General features: G+C 72.9%; 12 protein-coding genes. 5 read left to right on the forward strand and 7 right to left on the reverse strand.

Going from position 1 to position 15,983, the window contains the following annotated elements; translation table 11 throughout:
• Positions 1 to 266 precede the first annotated feature (266 nt).
• The 4 genes from ACZ68P_RS17040 to ACZ68P_RS17055 all read left to right on the forward strand — a co-directional run bounded on the left by ACZ68P_RS17040 (position 267) and on the right by ACZ68P_RS17055 (position 4,309).
• Entirely contained in the window at positions 267 to 944 is a 678-nt protein-coding gene (locus tag ACZ68P_RS17040) for a bifunctional DNA primase/polymerase (RefSeq protein ID WP_471006805.1), read from the forward strand.
• Positions 945 to 1,018: 74 nt separating this feature from the next.
• Complete coding sequence (locus ACZ68P_RS17045) at positions 1,019 to 1,894, forward strand: ABC transporter ATP-binding protein (RefSeq protein ID WP_471006807.1); 876 nt, start codon at positions 1,019 to 1,021, stop codon at positions 1,892 to 1,894.
• On the forward strand, positions 1,891 to 3,534 hold the full coding sequence (locus ACZ68P_RS17050) for a transporter (RefSeq protein ID WP_471006808.1): 1,644 nt from the start codon (positions 1,891 to 1,893) through the stop codon (positions 3,532 to 3,534). The genes ACZ68P_RS17045 and ACZ68P_RS17050 overlap by 4 nt, the downstream gene beginning before the upstream one ends.
• Before the next feature lie 325 nt (positions 3,535 to 3,859).
• Positions 3,860 to 4,309, forward strand: coding sequence for a subtilase-type protease inhibitor (locus tag ACZ68P_RS17055; RefSeq protein ID WP_471006810.1), 450 nt, complete (start codon positions 3,860 to 3,862; stop codon positions 4,307 to 4,309).
• A gap of 130 nt (positions 4,310 to 4,439) precedes the next feature.
• Here the strand turns inward: ACZ68P_RS17055 and ACZ68P_RS17060 are convergent, their stop codons facing one another.
• Together ACZ68P_RS17060 and ACZ68P_RS17065 are read right to left on the reverse strand one after the other, a co-directional pair.
• A complete protein-coding gene (locus ACZ68P_RS17060) occupies positions 4,440 to 5,318 on the reverse strand; it encodes an alpha/beta fold hydrolase (protein ID WP_471006812.1) in 879 nt (292 codons plus the stop codon).
• 575 nt (positions 5,319 to 5,893) lie between these two features.
• Positions 5,894 to 6,586, reverse strand: a complete 693-nt coding sequence (locus ACZ68P_RS17065) for a metal-dependent transcriptional regulator (protein WP_365715558.1) — start codon at positions 6,584 to 6,586, stop codon at positions 5,894 to 5,896.
• A gap of 149 nt (positions 6,587 to 6,735) precedes the next feature.
• On the opposite strand from ACZ68P_RS17065, the gene ACZ68P_RS17070 reads away from it, so the two are divergent.
• Positions 6,736 to 7,503, forward strand: a complete 768-nt coding sequence (locus ACZ68P_RS17070; protein WP_471006815.1) for an SIS domain-containing protein — start codon at positions 6,736 to 6,738, stop codon at positions 7,501 to 7,503.
• A 94-nt stretch (positions 7,504 to 7,597) separates the two neighbouring features.
• On the opposite strand, the gene ACZ68P_RS17075 is transcribed toward ACZ68P_RS17070, so the two are convergent.
• From ACZ68P_RS17075 to pdxH, 5 genes are all read right to left on the reverse strand, one after another.
• The gene (locus ACZ68P_RS17075) at positions 7,598 to 8,743 is read right to left on the reverse strand and encodes an RNA polymerase sigma factor (protein WP_471007160.1); all 1,146 of its coding nucleotides are present in this window, start codon (positions 8,741 to 8,743) and stop codon (positions 7,598 to 7,600) included.
• 16 nt (positions 8,744 to 8,759) lie between these two features.
• Positions 8,760 to 9,167 carry a YciI family protein gene (locus tag ACZ68P_RS17080; RefSeq protein WP_471006816.1) on the reverse strand — a complete coding sequence of 136 codons (408 nt, stop codon included), beginning with the start codon at positions 9,165 to 9,167 and terminating at the stop codon, positions 8,760 to 8,762.
• Between the two features lie 211 nt (positions 9,168 to 9,378).
• Positions 9,379 to 13,308, reverse strand: coding sequence for a hypothetical protein (locus ACZ68P_RS17085; protein ID WP_471006818.1), 3,930 nt, complete (start codon positions 13,306 to 13,308; stop codon positions 9,379 to 9,381).
• 112 nt (positions 13,309 to 13,420) lie between these two features.
• The gene (locus tag ACZ68P_RS17090) at positions 13,421 to 14,761 is read right to left on the reverse strand and encodes a PAS domain-containing protein (RefSeq protein ID WP_471006819.1); all 1,341 of its coding nucleotides are present in this window, start codon (positions 14,759 to 14,761) and stop codon (positions 13,421 to 13,423) included.
• 419 nt (positions 14,762 to 15,180) lie between these two features.
• The gene (gene pdxH, locus ACZ68P_RS17095; protein WP_471006821.1) at positions 15,181 to 15,834 is read right to left on the reverse strand and encodes a pyridoxamine 5'-phosphate oxidase; all 654 of its coding nucleotides are present in this window, start codon (positions 15,832 to 15,834) and stop codon (positions 15,181 to 15,183) included.
• Positions 15,835 to 15,983: the final 149 nt, after the last annotated feature.

The following is a 15,983-nucleotide window of genomic DNA, read 5'->3' on the forward strand; positions in this document are numbered from 1 at the left end:
GGATCCAGTCGGTGATCGGTCGAGCCCGACTGAAGTGAACTGATCACTGCCCGACGGATATCCGGTCAATGCCGATGTGAACACGCGAAACCGGACGCATCGGTTGCTCGCGCCGACACCCCCGATGCTGGCTACCCCGCCACCGCTCCCCGGCCCCACGCGCGCCCCCGCCCGTGCACCCATGCGCCCCGTATGCAGGATCGATGCTCCACACCGCTCTTCCGTGCTGCCCGTAACTCCAGGTGACGGCGGCAGTTGAGTTCACCGTGGAAGAGACCATCGGAGTCACGGAAGCCGCACACATCCCCAAGCAGCGAGGCGAGCAGCTGCTGGACTGCGCCGTGCGGTACGCGGAAGAGCGGCACTGGGACGTGTTCCCCGGGACCTGGCTGGAAGCCGCGGAGGGCAGGGAGCGCTGCTCCTGCGGCGTCGAGAGCTGCGTCTCGCCGGGCGCCCACCCGGCACGGCCCGACTGGTCGACCCAGGCGACCGGCAGCGCCGTCGGGGCGCGGCGGATGTGGTCGAAGCAGCCCAAGGCGTCGATCCTGCTGCCGACCGGCCGCACCTTCGACGCGATCGACGTGCCCGAGGCGGCCGGTTTCCTGGCGCTGGCCCGGATGGAGCGCATGGAGCTGACGCTCGGCCCGGTGACCTGCACCCCGGACCGCCGGATGTACTTCTTCGTCCTGCCCGGGGCCGCCACGAAGGTGCCGGACCTGGTCCGCAAGCTGGGCTGGGCCCCGGCCTCGATCGACCTGGTCACGCGCGGCGAAGGGCACTACGTGGCGGCGCCGCCCACCCGCGTCGGCGGGCACGGCGCCGTGCAGTGGGCGCGGCGGCCCACTCCGGCCAACCGCTGGCTTCCCGACGCGGAGGAGCTGATCAGCCCGCTCGCCTACGCGTGCGGCCGGGAAGCGGCGGCGGCGAGGGCCCGTCACTCGTGACGGGCCGGCCGTAGAGCCGCCCCCGTAAGGTTGTCCCCCCTATCGCACGGGGACGACCGAGGGGTTGAAGAAAGATGCCTGACCAGGCATGTGACGAAGCGTTCGAAGAGGCGGGCAGCGCACCGGACAGCGGTGCGACGCCCGCCGTTCGCGTCGAGGGGCTGTGGAAGCGTTTCGGCCCGCAGATCGCGGTGAACGGCGTCGACCTCGTTCTCCCCGCGGGCAGGTTCATCGGTCTCGTCGGGCCGAACGGCGCCGGCAAGACGACCACGCTCTCCATGATCACCGGGTTGCTGCGGCCCGACCAGGGGCGGGTCCTCGTCGGTGGGCACGACGTCTGGGCCGACCCGGAGTCGGTGGCCCGGGTCAAGGCGCGGATCGGCATCCTGCCGGAGGGGCTGCGCCTCTTCGAGCGGCTCTCGGGCCGTGAACTCCTCGCGTACACCGGCCGGCTGCGGGGGCTGCCCGGCGCGGAGGTGGACAAGCGGGCCACTCAGCTGCTCGACGTCCTGGATCTGGCGGGCGCCCAGCACAAGCTGGTCGTGGACTACTCCACCGGTATGCGCAAGAAGATCGGCCTCGCGGCGGCCCTGCTGCACAACCCCGAGGTGCTCTTCCTCGACGAGCCGTTCGAGGGGGTCGACCCGGTCTCCGCGCGAACCATTCGGGGTGTCCTGGAGCGGTACACCGCGTCGGGCGCGACCGTCGTCTTCTCCAGCCATGTGATGGAACTGGTGGAGTCGCTCTGCGACTGGGTCGCCGTCATGGCCGCCGGCCGGATCCGCGCGCAGGGTCCGCTCGCGGACGTACGGGGCGAGGCGCCGTCCCTGCAGGCCGCGTTCCTGGAACTGGTCGGGGCGCACGGGCGGGACACCGGCGAGTCGCTGGACTGGCTGGGCGGCGGCGGTCACGGCAGCGGTGGTCACAGCGGCGGTGGTACGGCCCGATGACCACCACCGCCGCTCCGGCACCCTCCTCCCCCTCCTCCTCGGCCGTGCCCTCCCTCACGGCCGTCCTCGTCCGGCTCAAGTGGGCACTGCTGCGCAACGGGCTGCGGCAGTCGGCGGGCCGGACCGCCGCGTACATCGCCTCGATGGTCTGCGCCGCCGTCGTGGCCGCGGTGATACTCCTGGCCTTCGTGCTGATGCGGGGCAGCGCGGACGCCGACCTCGTCGCCGTGCTGCTGATCGGCGTCCTGGCCCTCTCCTGGGCGGTGATGCCGCTGTTCGCGTCGGGTGGTGACGAGACCCTCGACCCCTCGCGGCTCGTGATGCTGCCGCTGCGGCCCCGGCCGCTGGTGCGGGCACTGCTCGTCGCCTCGCTGATCGGCATCGGCCCCGCGTTCACCCTGTGCATGGCGGTCGGCGCCGCCCTCGCCCTGGCGCGGGGCGCGGCGGGCGTGGTGGTGGCGGTGGTGGCCGTGCCGCTGACGGTGCTGGTGTGCGTGGCGCTGTCGCGGGCGGTCGCGGCGGCCAACGTACGGATGCTGACCTCGCGCAAGGGCCGCGATCTCGCGGTGCTGAGCGGTCTGCTGATCGCTGTCGGGATCCAGTTCGTCAACTTCGGCGCGCAGCGGCTGGGGCAGGCCGGCGGCCTGTCCTCGCTCGAACCGGCCGCCGCCGTCGTCGGCTGGCTGCCGCCGGCCTCGGCGATCGCGGCCGTCGACGCGGCGAGCGAGGGCGATCACGGCGTGGCCGCGGGGCAGTTGGGGGTGACGCTGCTCGTCCTCGGCGCGCTCCTCCTCTGGTGGCAGCGGAGCCTGGTCACGCTGATGACGGCGCCTGACGGGTCGACGATCGGCGCGGCGGGCGGCGCGACCGCGGGCGACACGGGCGGCAGGGGCCGGCTGGCGCGGCTGCTGCCGGGCGGCCGTACGGGCACGGTGATGGAGCGCGGCCTGCGCTACATGTGGCGGGACCCGAAGACGAAGGCGGCCTGGGTGTCCTCGCTGGCGGTCGGGGCGATCGTGCCGCTGTTCAACGCCGTCCAGGGAACGGGCTCGGTCTACCTGGCGTGCTTCGCCTCCGGGATGCTCGGCCTCCAGATGTACAACCAGTTCGGGCAGGACACCTCGGCGTTCTGGATGGTCGCCCAGACGATCTCGACGCCGGCGGACGCCTACGCCGAACTCCGGGCGCGGGCGCTGGCACTGCTGCTGGTCACCCTCCCGTTCACGGTCCTGGTGACGGTGGCGACGGTGGCGGTGCTCGGCGACTGGCCGGCGCTGCCGGAGGTCCTGGGGCTGGCTCTGGCCCTGCTGGGCGCGATGACCGGGACCGGGGCGGTGACGTCGGCGGTCTTCCCGTACTCGATCCCGCAGGACGGCGCCTTCAAGAACGTGGCCCCGGGGCAGGGCGGCCTCGCCTGGCTGTCGATCTTCGGCGGCATGTTCGCGGGAGCGCTGCTGTGCGCCCCGCTGATCGGGGCGACGATCTACCTCCACGCCGCCGGCCCGCATTCCCTGCTCTGGCTCCTGCTCCCGGTCGGCGCGCTCTACGGCGCGCTGCTCGTCCGGGTCGGCGTGAGGCTGGCGGCCTCGCGGACGGCGGCGCGGCTGCCGGAGATCCTCACAGCGGTCAGCAGGGCCTGATCCCCCATACGGTGCGGGGTCGAACGGAATGTTCCGGTCGACCCCGCACCGTCACAAGTGCTGCAAAGACGAACCAATTTCGCGTTGCCGCAGGCCAGAGGGTCGTTCGCGGTTGTACCACTGAGCGCTCCGCCCCTCCCCGCCCCCGCTCGAACGACTGTCGCACCCCTTTCGAACTGCCCGAACGACCGATCGTTCAGTCGGTGATACGTGTACACGGCCGTATACGGCCGGAAAGGGACGGGCGATGTGCGATCACCCACCGCGTCGACAAGACTCCGGAACGCAATCGCACCAACCCAAACCCTCCGAAGGGATACATCCCGTGCGTTACCTCCGTAAAGCCGCTCTCCCCGCCGCCGTCGTCACCGGCCTCGCCCTCGTCGGCACGGCGTCCACCGGCGCCGCCCAGGCCGCGCCCGCCGCGCCCGCGGGCCTGTACGCGCCGTCGGCGCTGGTGCTGACGGTCGGTCACGGCGAGGACGCCGCAACGGCGTCGATCGCGAGGGCGGTGACCCTGAACTGCGCCCCGCGCGCCGGCGGCACCCACCCCGCGCCCAAGGCGGCCTGCGCGGAGCTGGAGACCGTCGACGGCGACCTGGCCCGGCTGACCACCATGTGGGCCGGCAGCGCCCCCTGTACGCGCATCTGGGACCCGGTCACGGTGACCGGTGACGGCGTCTGGAAGGGCAAGCGGGTCAGCTGGTCCGCCACCTACGGCAACGAGTGCGAGATGAACGTCGGCATGGCCCGGGGCACGGTCTTCTCGTTCTGACCCCGGCCACGCCGCGAGCCCTCCAACACGGCCCGGCCTCGTGCGCGCGCCGCCGCCGCCCCGACGAGCGCCCCGCGGGCGCCCGGGGCGGCCGCCCGCGGGGCCGGGAAACCGCCGGCCCGCGCGACCGTCAGGACGTCAGCACGCCGTTGAGGAACGGCTCGATCGCGTCCCGCCAGGCCTCGGGGTGGTCGTAGTGCAGGAGGTGGCCGGCGTCCGGGATCTCGGCATAGGCGCCGTGGGGCAGGACGCGGACCATTTCCTGGGCCTCCGCGCGGCCCAGTTCGCCGTCCAGGCCGCGCACCACGAGGGTCGGGCAGCGGACCTGGGCGAGCGACTCCCAGTGGGCGTCGTGGACCCAGGTCTCGCGGGAGATCAGCATCTGGGCCGGATCGAAGACCGGATACCAGCCGTCGGGGCGCTCGGTCATCACCTCGGCGAAGAACTCGCCGCGACCGGGGTTCGGGCGCTCGACCCACGGATCGTCCTCGCCGAACCACTGGCGCACGGCGGCGAGCGAGGCGAAGGGGAGCGGCCAGCGGCGGAACCAGTCCTGCCACTCCCGCTGCGAGGCGGCCCCGAGGGCCGAGGCCCGCATGTCACAGATGATCAGGGCGCGGACCAGCTCGGGGTGTTCGGCGGCGACCTGCCAGGCGGTGAGGGCGCCCATGGAGTGGCCGATGAGGGTCACGGGACCGAGGTCGAGCTGCTCGACGGCGGCGACCGCGTCGGCGACGTACGCCTCGCGCGTGTAGGGGCCCGCCGGGGGCCTGTCGCTGGCGCCGTGGCCCCGCTGGTCGAGGGCGACGGCGCGGTGCCGGCCCGCGAGCCAGCCGGCGGTGGGCGCCCAGTGGGAGGCACGGCCCATCAGGCCGTGGAGGAGTAACACTCCGGACGCGGCGGCGCCCGGCGCGCGTTCCCGCCTGACCCCCGGCACCCGCTCCTCCGTGAACTCCCAGGCAGCCAGGCGTACGCCGGCGGCTCCGGTGACGTCGAGACGTCGCACCATGTTCCTGGCACCCCCTTCTTTCCCATCGAGCGTGTCGAACCCCGCCAGAGTATCGAACCTATATTCGAAAATGAGGGTCTGCCGCGTAACACCCCTCGTTCGAGTGACGGCACTCAAGGATTGACGCGCGCCGCCGAGGGGAGATCTTCAGCGGGAGGCGGACCGCTCGGGGAAAACGGTCCGAGGGGAATGACCCTGGGAGCTCGGGGCTCCGGGTCAGCACAGGGGAGGACAGGCCCCGGCGCCCATGGGCGCCGGGGCCCTCTGTCTTTCGTCGCACCGCCCCCGGCACCCTCATCCGCACACCCCTCCCGGCCTCGCACGGCTGAACCCAGCGTGGCACGCCGAAGGAGCGGGCGTGGCGAATCCGACGTAAATCGGATGACGGGATCGGGAAGGCGCTCGGACGGCCACTCGTCGGGCGCGGGCCGAGAGGCCGTCGGGTGCCGGGCGGTTCGGGTTCGGTCGGTCGTGGCGGGCGTCGGGCGGGACCCTGCCGGGCCCGAGGCCCGCCAGGCCTCGGGCCCGGCGGGGCGGCCGGCAGGCGGCCGGAGCGGTCCGGCCGCTCGGTCCGGCTACCTCTTGGCGACGAAGACGTGCGCCGCGACGTCCGCGTCCAGCTCGGCCGCCTCACCGCTGCTGCCGACCAGGACCCCGCCGGCGGACTCCGTCACGCTGACCACCGAACCGGGCTGCACGCCCGCCCGGCGCAACGTGTACATCAGCTGGGCGTCCGTCTGGATCGGCTCGCCGATCCGGCGGACGATCACCGTCTTGCCCTCCAGGCCCGCGTCCAGGTCGGCCAGCGAGACCATCGAGTCGTCCAGGAAGGCCTCCGCCTCGGCCTTCTCGCCCAGCTCCTCGAGGCCCGGGATGGGGTTGCCGTACGGCGACTCCGTCGGGTGCCGCAGGAGCTCCAGGACGCGCCGCTCCACGGCCTCGCTCATCACGTGCTCCCAGCGGCACGCCTCGGCGTGCACCTGCTCCCACTCCAGGCCGATCACGTCGACGAGCAGGCACTCGGCGAGGCGGTGCTTGCGCATCACGCGCGTCGCCAGGCGGCGGCCCTCCTCCGTCAGCTCCAGGTGACGGTCGCCGGCGACGGTCACCAGACCGTCGCGCTCCATCCGGGCCACCGTCTGGCTCACCGTCGGGCCGCTCTGGTCGAGCCGCTCGGCGATCCGGGCGCGCATAGGGACCACACCTTCCTCCTCAAGCTCGAGGATGGTGCGGAGATACATCTCCGTTGTGTCGATCAGTCCGGACATACGTGCCCCTCGATGAGTCGTGCGCTGGCCCTGCACCAATTCTGACGCATCGCGCCGACAACCGTGCCTCGCCGAGGGCAGGCGGTATTGACAGCGCAATGGTCCAGACCGCAACGTGATCCGCGACACGACGACAAGGAGCTTCGGGAATGGGCGACAGCGCGGGCGAGAGCAAGCTGGCCGGACAGTTCTTCGACGCCGCGATCGGCCTCCTCCAGCGGGTCCGCGACGAGGACGCCGGGGAGATCGCCGCGGCCGGCACCGCCATCGCCGAGGCCGTCGCCGCGGGCGGGCGCCTCTTCGCCTTCGGCGCGGGCCACTCCTCGCTGGCCGCCCAGGACGTCGTCTACCGCGCGGGCGGCCTCGCCCTGATGAACCTGCTGGCGGTGCCCGGCGTCGTCGGCGTCGACGTCATGCCCGCCACCCTCGGCTCGGCCCTGGAGCGCGTGGACGGCCTCGCCGGCGCGGTCCTCGACTCCTCCCCCGCCAGGGCGGGCGACGTCCTGATCATCGTCTCCCTCTCCGGCCGCAACGCCCTGCCCGTCGAGATGGCGATGAACGCGCGGGCGCTCGGCCTGACGGTGATCGGCGTGACCTCGGTGGCGTACGCGACGGAGACGAAGTCGCGGCACGTCTCGGGGACGTACCTCAAGGACCACTGCGACATCGTCCTCGACTCGAAGATCGCCATCGGCGACGCCGAGCTGACCCACCCCGCCATCGAGGCCCCCTTCGCCCCGGCGTCCACGGTCGTCACGAGCGCCCTGATGCAGGCCACGATGGCCGCGGCGGCCGAGGAGCTGGTCCGCCTGGGCATCGAGCCGCCGCTCCTGCGCTCGGGGAACGTGGACGGCGGGCACGAATGGAACGGACGCGTGATGACGGAGTACGGGGACCGGATCTTCTTCCGTCACTAGGACGTGTCCGTCACCTCTCGCCTGGGCCGCGACGCCCCGCACGCACGCTCGTGCGTCCTTCGACGGCCGGCCGGGCCCCGGCGGGCGTGGCGGGTCAGGGGTGCGGGCGGGAGTTGAGCCGGGCGGCCTGACGCGTCAGGTGGTCGCGCTCGGCGAGGCTGGTCGCCTTCCGGGCGGCCTCGGCGTAGAGCCGCGCCGCCGTCACCGGGTCGCCGTCGCGCTCGTGGAGGAACGCCGCCGCCGCGGCGTGGCGGGGCAGGGAGTCGTCCAGCGCCGCGAGCGCCGCCAGACCCGCCCGCGGTCCGTCGGCCTCGCCGACGGCCACGGCGCGGTTGAGCCGGACGACCGGGCTGTCGGTCAGGCGCGCGAGCTCGTCGTACCACTCGACGATCTGCACCCAGTCGGTCTCCTCCGCGGTGGGCGCGTCGGCGTGGAGCGCAGCGATGGCGGCCTGGGCCTGGAACTCGCCCAGTCGGTCGCGGGCCAGGGCCGCCTGAAGGATCTCGACGCCCTCGGCGATCGACGCCGTGTCCCACCGGCTTCGGTCCTGCTCGGCGAGCGGCACCAGGCCGCCGTCGGGGCCGGTCCTGGAGGCGCGCCGGGCGTGGTGCAGCAGCATGAGGGCGAGCAGCCCGGCCACCTCCGGGTGGTCGATCGTGGCCGCGAGCCGGCGGGTGAGCCGGATGGCCTCCGCGGCGAGGTCGACGTCGCCGGAGTAGCCCTCGTTGAAGACCAGGTAGAGGACGCGCAGCACGGTGGCGACGTCGCCGGGCCGGTCGAACCGCACGCCGGAGACGGTGCGCTTGGCACGGCTGATGCGCTGCGCCATGGTCGCCTCGGGCACGAGGTAGGCCCGCGCGATCTGGCGGGTGGTGAGCCCTCCCACGGCGCGCAGCGTGAGCGCGACCGCGGACGACGGCGTCAGGGACGGGTGGGCGCACAGGAAGTAGAGCTGGAGCGTGTCGTCCACCGCCGGCGCGGGTCCGGGCGCCGGCTCCTCCTCGACGCGTACCTCGCGCCGTCGGCGGGCGGCCTCCGAGCGGGTCGCGTCGAGGAACCGGCGCCAGGCCACGGTGACGAGCCAGCCCTTCGGGTCCCGCGGCTGTCCGGCCGGCCAGACGCGGACCGCCTCGACGAGCGCGTCCTGCACGGCGTCCTCGGCCGCCGCGAAGTCGGCTCCGCGGCGGACGAGGACGGCGAGGACGCTCGGCGTGAGGCTCCTCAGCAGGGCCTCGTCCATCTGCGTCACCGGAGGGTCACTCCGTGATGGTGGGGGGCGCGGTCAGGAACGGGCGCAGCTCCAGCCACTCGTGGATCGGCTTCCCGCCCGCCCCGGGGGCGGCCGACAGCTCGCCGGCCAGCTCGACGGCGCGGTCGTAGCCGTCCACGTCGATCACCATCCAGCCGGCGATGAGGTCCTTCGTCTCGGCGAACGGGCCGTCGGTGACGGGCGGGCGCCCCTCGCCGTCGTAGCGGACCCACGTGCCCTCCGGGGCGAGCGCCTGCCCGTCGACGAACTCGCCCGTCTTCTCCAGCCGGGCCGCGAAGTCGCCCATGTACCGCATGTGCGCCGAGATCTCCTCGGGCGTCCACCGGTCCATGGGCACGTCGTTGGCCGGGGCCGGCGCGCCGCGGTAGTGCTTGAGAAGCAGGTACTTGGCCATGGTCGTTCTCCTCGCATCCGGTGCGGACCATTCTGGTCGCGCTCACCCCGGGGACGGAGCGGGACGCGGGTTCTCGACATCGCCGTACGAGATTTCCGGATGTCTTTTCCCCCGACGTCGGCGCTGCGGGCGCAGCCCGGCCGAACGACCCGGGGGGCCGCGGCGAACTTCCGCCGCGGCCCCCGAGCCACTTCTCGTCGCCTCCGGCCGGCTATCCGGTGTAGTAGCCCGCGATGTCGGCCAGCAGGTCGACCGAGCCGGCGTGGTTGTAGAAACCGACCTTGCCGTTGACGACCGGGACGATCACCAGGTTGGGGATGGTCGTCCCGGCGGTGAAGTTGAGGTTCGACGCGCTCGTGCGGGTCGTACCGTCCGGGTACACGGACACGAAGCCCGTCGCCGTCGGGTTCGTCGCGGTCACGTTCAGCACGACCGCCGTGACCCCGGCCGGAATACCGCTCACGCCGGCCACCTGGAGGGTGACGGTCTTGGCCGCTCCCACCTTGGCCTGCGGGACCCCGAGCCCGGTCCGGGTGTCCATCAGCCGGGTGGGCGTGACCGGCTCGTACCCGGAGCCCGTCCCGTCGGTGGTGAAGTACCCGGCGACGTCGGCCAGCAGGTCGACCGAGCCCGCCTTGTTGAAGAAGCCGACCTTCCCGTTCACCACCGGGACGACCACCAGGTTCGGGATCGTCTGCCCGGCCGAGAAGTTCAGGTTCGACGCGCTCGTGCGGGCCGTACCGTCCGGGTGGACCGACACGAAGCCCGCCGCCGTCGGGTTCGTCGCGGTCACGTTCAGGACCACGGCCGTCACCCCGCTCGCCGGAATCCCCGCCGCACCGGCCGCCTGAAGGGTGACCGTCCCACCGGGACCGACCTTCGCCTTCGGCACCCCGATCCCCGCCCGGGTGTCCATGAGCCGGGTCGGCGTGATCGGCTTGTACGTGGAGCCCGTCCCGTCGGTGGTGAAGTACCCGGCGACGTCGGCCAGCAGGTCGACCGCGCCCGCGCGGTTGTAGAAACTCACCTTCCCGTTCACGACGGGCACGACCACCAGGTTCGGGATCGTCTGCCCCGCCGAGAAGTTCAGGTTCGACGCGCTCGTCCGGGCCGTACCGTCCGGGTACACGGACACGAAACCGGCGGCGGTCGGGGCGGTCGCGGTCACGTTCAGCACGACCGCCGTCACCCCGCTCGCCGGAATCCCCGCCGCACCGGCCGCCTGAAGGGTGACCGTCCCACCGGGACCGACCTTCGCCTTCGGCACGCCGAGCCCGATGCGGGTGTCCATCAGGCGCGTGGGGGTGAGGGGCTTGTACGTGGAGCCGTCGGCCGTTCGCGGTGTCACCGTCAGCGAGCCGCGCGCGTACTGCATGCCGCCGGCGATGACGGACGCGCTCCAGGTGCCCACGGGAGCGTTGCGGAGGTCCACCGTCGCCGTCAGGGTGCGGGCGTCCTCGGAGACCGAGACGGTCGTGGCCGTCAGGGGAGCCGGGCCGCCGAACAGTCTCACCTCGTCGCGCAGACGGAGTGCCGTGCCTTTCACGGTCAGAGTGGCGATCCTGCCGCTCTCGGCGGATCCCGGAGAGAGCGACGTGACGGACACCACCTCGGTGCCGCACAGGAACGACGAGCAGTCCAGCCTCGCGCTGAAGTCCGTCCTGGACGCCTTCTCGGGGAGCCCCAGCACGAAGGTCGACGGTGACGAGACCGGCGGGGCCGGCTCGTTCAGGTAGCACTGGTATCCGGCGGAGGCCGCGTTGCAGCGGTTGTCGAGTGCGGCGGTGTACAGCGCGGGCACCGCGAGGTCCGTGGCACCGGAGGTGTCACTCACCTTGACGTCGAGGCGGTCCCTGTGCGCGGTGGGCAGCACCCGGCAGACAGCGGTGTGCTGCTCGTCCAGGGTGCCGGTGATCGGACCGTAGCCGTAGCTGATGTTCGGGACCTTCACGCACTCCGGAGCGGGGCCGGACGGCGTAGCAATCCGCAGGGCGTCGAGACGGTAGGACCCGGCGGCCTTCAGGTGCGGCGGCACGGTGATGAGGACCTGGTAGCGCGTCGAACCCGTCACCGCACAGGCCTTGTTCCGGTAGCCGCAGGTGGGGGCGTTGCCGTCGGCGCCGTAGGCGAGGATGTTCGCCGTGCCGAGCGGGTCCCGGACGTTGAGGTGCAGGGTGTCCCCGGCGGCCTCGGTGGTGACCTGACGGCACAGCAGCGTCCCCGGTGCGCCCATCTCGCCGCCCGTGGAGGCTCCGCCCACCGGAGTCGCGGCGACCGCCGGGCAGCCCTTGGCCGTCGCGGTGACGTCCCGGCGCGTCAGGGTGTAATCCCCGGCGATGTCCCGGCCGGCGAGGAGGACGGTGTGCGCGACACCGGGGGTGAGGTGGCAGGTGGTCCAGGAGCCGAGTGAGGACCAGAGCTGACAGATCTGCTTGCCGGTGGCGTCGACGACCGAGAGCTGCGCGGCGGTCAAGGTGCCCGGTGCCGCCTGCATCTGGAGGTTCTCCGCGATGGAGTGGGCGTCGGCCGGGATGGACAGACAGTGCGAGAAGACCCCTCCGCCGGTTGTGACCCGGGCCGAAGGGCTCAGCGCGGTGAAGTCTCCGACCGGGATCGCGGGACACGTGCTCGGCACGTCCGTGCGGTGCAGGACGGCCCTGTACGCACCGGTCGGCGGCAGGGTGTCGTCGGTGGAGATCAGCGCGCGGTACGGGGCGGGGCCCGTCAGCGCACAGGTGCCCAGCAGGAGCCGGTCGTCACCGCACCGCGTGGTGCCGGTCGCGTCGACCACCACGACGTCCGCACGGGGTTCGGGGCCGCCGAGCGGAGTCATGATCGCGATCGTGGCGTCCTGGGGCATCGGCAGCCGCACGCAGTCGATCTCTCCCGGCGCCGCGAAGGATCCGTCGAGGACGCCGAGCGCGGCGGGCTCGCAACCGGTGGTGGAGGCCCGGTCGAGGATCAGGGTGGGCCGGTCGGTCACCACGGTGTACGCGACATCCGCCGCGAGCTCACAGAGCAACCAGGTCTCGCAGACCGTCCGGCCCTGGTGGTCGTACACCTCGAGGCGGGTGCGCTCACCGTGGCCCGCCGCGACGCCGAACAGGTCGTACGTGCCGGCCGCGGGAGCGGTGAAGGTCCTGCAACCCGTGGGCGACGGCGCTTCCACCGGCGCGGAGCCGTACGCGTTGAGGGGCGCCGCGGCGCACCCCTGCGGGTCGGACAGCCGGCGGATCGTCAGTGTGTACTCGGCGGGGAATCCGTCCTCGACGTGACGGACGTGCCCGAGGACGCGGTACGGGCCGTCGCCGGTCAGCACACAGCCCTCGCTGCCGTCCTCCTCGCGCACGCAGATGTCCCGGCCGGTCCCGTCCGTGATCCAGGCCACCTCGTCGCCGTACTTGGTCGTGCGGAAGTCGACGGTGATCCGCTCGCCCGCCTTGCCGGTGAACGGCTGGCAGACGAGGCCCATGTGACTGGGCACCATCGCCTTCACGGGCTCACGGTCCCAGGAGGTGCCGGTCGCGGTGAGGCAGCCGGCGGTGGTGGCGAGGGGGATGACGACGACGAGCGCCTCGTCGGGGTCGACCGAGCCGTTGACGAGCCGCACGGTGAACGCCCCGGAGCGGGGCAGCTCGCACCAGCCCGAACCCCACCGGTGGTCGTAGCAGTCCAGCTCGGTCTCGCCGTCGAAGACGACGGCCCGGGTGTTGTTGTGCAGGTCGTCCAGCAGGACGCGGTGCAGACCGGGCCGTTCGGCGGTGAAGGTGAAACAGGCGGTGCCTTCGGGCCCGAGAGCGGCCTTCCCGACCGCCTCGCCGGGGTCACCCAGCGGAGCGAGCGGGAGGACGGAACAGTCGTCCGCCGCCGGAGCGTCGGCCGTGGCAGCGGTGGCGGCCGGCCTCTTCGCCTTCGACGCGGGGCCGGCCGGCGCGGGGCCGGCCGAAGGCCGGGCGGCGGCCGCCGTGACCGCCGGAGCCTCGGCCGCCGACGCCTCGATCGCCCGAGCCTCGGGGACGGACGCCGAGGCCGCTCCGGCCGGAAGCAGCAAGGACAGCAGGACTGTCAGCGCGCACAGCACCGCGGTGGACAGCGTGGTGTACGGCGCGGGTCTTCCCGCCGCATCTGGTGACTTGGGCATGCCCGTTCCCCCCGGAGCGGTGACATCGTGAAAGTGACGTGATGATCGCACACGTGACCGACACGAGCTCCGGCGTTGTCCCCAGCCCGCCCCGAGGGGCGGGCCCGGCCCTTCACCTCTCCGTGGTGTCCAGCGCCGCCAGGTCCAGGTACGCCGCCACCCGGCCCCCCACCGTCTCCGCGTATATCGTGTCCGGGCGTTCGAACGAGGGGCGGCAGGAGGAGCGGAGGAAGGTCGCCACGCCCACCGTGCGGCCGCGGCTGCGCAGGGGGAGGCAGAGCGAGTGGGCCGCGTCCTGCGGCCAGTGGCGGTCCGTGGCCCAGCTTCCGGCGGGTGTGGGGGCCGAGGCGCGGATCGGGCCCTGACGGGAGAGGGCCTGGAGGGCGGGGTGGCCGGAGGGGTAGCGGAGCGGGACGCCGCCGCCCGCGACCGGGGCGACCGGGCCCGGGGCGCCCGCGGGGGTGGCCACCGCGCGGGCCAGGCGCCGCTCGCCCGCCGTGACGTCGACCAGCACGTGGTCGGCGAACCCGGCCAGGGCGAAGTCCAGGAGCACGGTCGCCGCCTCCGTCGGGTCCTCGCACTCCGCCGCCGCCGCGCCCGCGCGGTGCAGCTGGCTGTAGCGGAAGCGCAGCCGGTTCGCCTCCTGCTCCGCCAGCCGCTCCTCGGTCACGTCCTGGAAGAGCCACCCCACGCCCAGCGGCACGGGCTCCTCCGCCAGCGGCGACGACAGCCGCACGAAGGCGTTGCGCCAGCACCGTCTGCGCTCGCCGTCCGCCGCCCGGAGCGTCACCCACACCTCGGCCGCCGCCCGGGGCGCTCCCTCCGCCAGCACGTGCTGGAGCGCGCTCTCCAGCTCCTCGACGCCCTGGACGAGCAGTTCGGCGAGCGGCCGTCCGAGCGGGGTCCTGGGCCCGACGCCCATCGCCCGGGCCGCCTGCCCGTTGACGACGGTCGGTCGCAGGTCGACGTCGACCAGGACGACACCCCAGGAGGCGTCGTCGAACAGCGCCTCGCTCAGCGCGATCGACCGCTCCAGGTCGATCTGCGCGTGCACCTCGCTGAACGCGCAGTACACCCCGGCCGGGGCGCCGTCCGCCCCGCGCACCCCCGCCGACTGCGTGCGGACGAGCACCCGGCCGCCGTCCTTGCGGAGTAACGCGAACTCGTGCACCTGCCGGCCCGGCGCTCCCATGGCTCCCATGAGCCGCGCGAGGGCCTCCGCCGCGTCCGGGCTGCGCGCCGCCCACCCGTCGAAACCGCGCCGCCCGACAGCCTCGGCGGCCGACCAGCCGAGGATCCGCTCGGCCTCACGGTTCCAGTGCGTGACGGTGCCGTCGGCATCGAGGGCGCAGAGCGCCGCGTCCATGCCGTCCAGCAGCGCGGCGAGCAGATCCGCCCCGGGCCCGTGCCCGTCGGCCGCCCGTTCCGCGGTCTCGCTCGTGGAAGCACTCATCCCGGACCCCCTGGCAGGACGGTGTACGCGCGTGCACCCGCACGCCCCGCAGCCAATTCAACTGGAACGTGACGCAGGACACACCCTCTTCCGTGAAATCGTTGCGCCCCGGAAGCGAACTCCCGGTGCCGCCTCCGGCACGGCCCTCCGAAAAAACACTTGAGCCCTCGCTCCGCGGTTCTTAAGGTGTGGGTACACGCGAAAGGAGGTGATCCGAAAAAATGGTTTCTTTTCGGACTCGTGAGGTGACTGCGGGCTGACGCCTGCCGTCGCACTCTGTGCCTCGGCAGGTCACGCTGCCGAAACCCCAGCAGTCACCCGACCCGTGGGCCGCCGGTAAGTCCGGCCGGCTCTCGTCCGAACTCGAGCGGACGGGACCAAGGCTCACGGGTCGTCCGCGTTCCCGGGCGGCCTCCGGGTCAGGGCGAGAGGCGCTCGATCCGCCAGTCCCCGCCCGCGCTCACGTACCGCAGCCGGTCGTGCAGGCGGTTCTCGTGGCCCTGCCAGAACTCCACCGTCTCCGGCACGACGCGGAAGCCGCCCCACTCCGGCGGCACCGGCACCTGCTCGCGCTCCGGGTAGCGCGTGGCCAACTCCGCGTAGCGCGTGAGGAGCTCCTCCCGCGACTCGATCACCGAGGACTGCCGGCTGGCCCAGGCACCGAGCTGCGAGCCGTGCGGACGGGTGCGGAAGTACGCCACGGTCTCGTCCCGGCCCGTGCGGGCCGCCCGCCCGGTGACGATGACCTGACGGGCCAGGGGGTGCCAGGGGAAGAGCAGCGAGACGTACGGATTGGCGGCCAGTTCGCCGCCCTTGCGGGAGCCGTAGTTGGTGTAGAAGACGAAACCGGCCTCGTCGAAGTGCTTGAGCAGCACCGTGCGCGACGAGGGACGGCCGTCGGGCGTGGCGGTCGAGACGACCATGGCGTTCGGCTCGTGGATCGCCGGACTGGTGGCGGTCTCCTTGAACCAGCGCGCGAACTGTTCGATCGGTTCGGGGGCGAGGTCGGCCGCGGAGAGCCGCGGGGTCCGGTACTGCTCGCGCATGTCGGCGGGATCGAGAGCGTCGGTCACAAGGTCATCCTGCCGTAGCGACGCAGTTTGCCCGGCACCGCGCGGCGCTAACCCTTCGTCGCCGGATCGGCGCAGTGTGCCGGATGTCACGCTTCCCCGCATCATCGGAACCGTACAGACTCTTCGGCTGGATGACTGTTACTTCCCGA

The sequence above is a fragment of the Streptomyces sp. NPDC036822 genome, assembly GCF_055609145.1.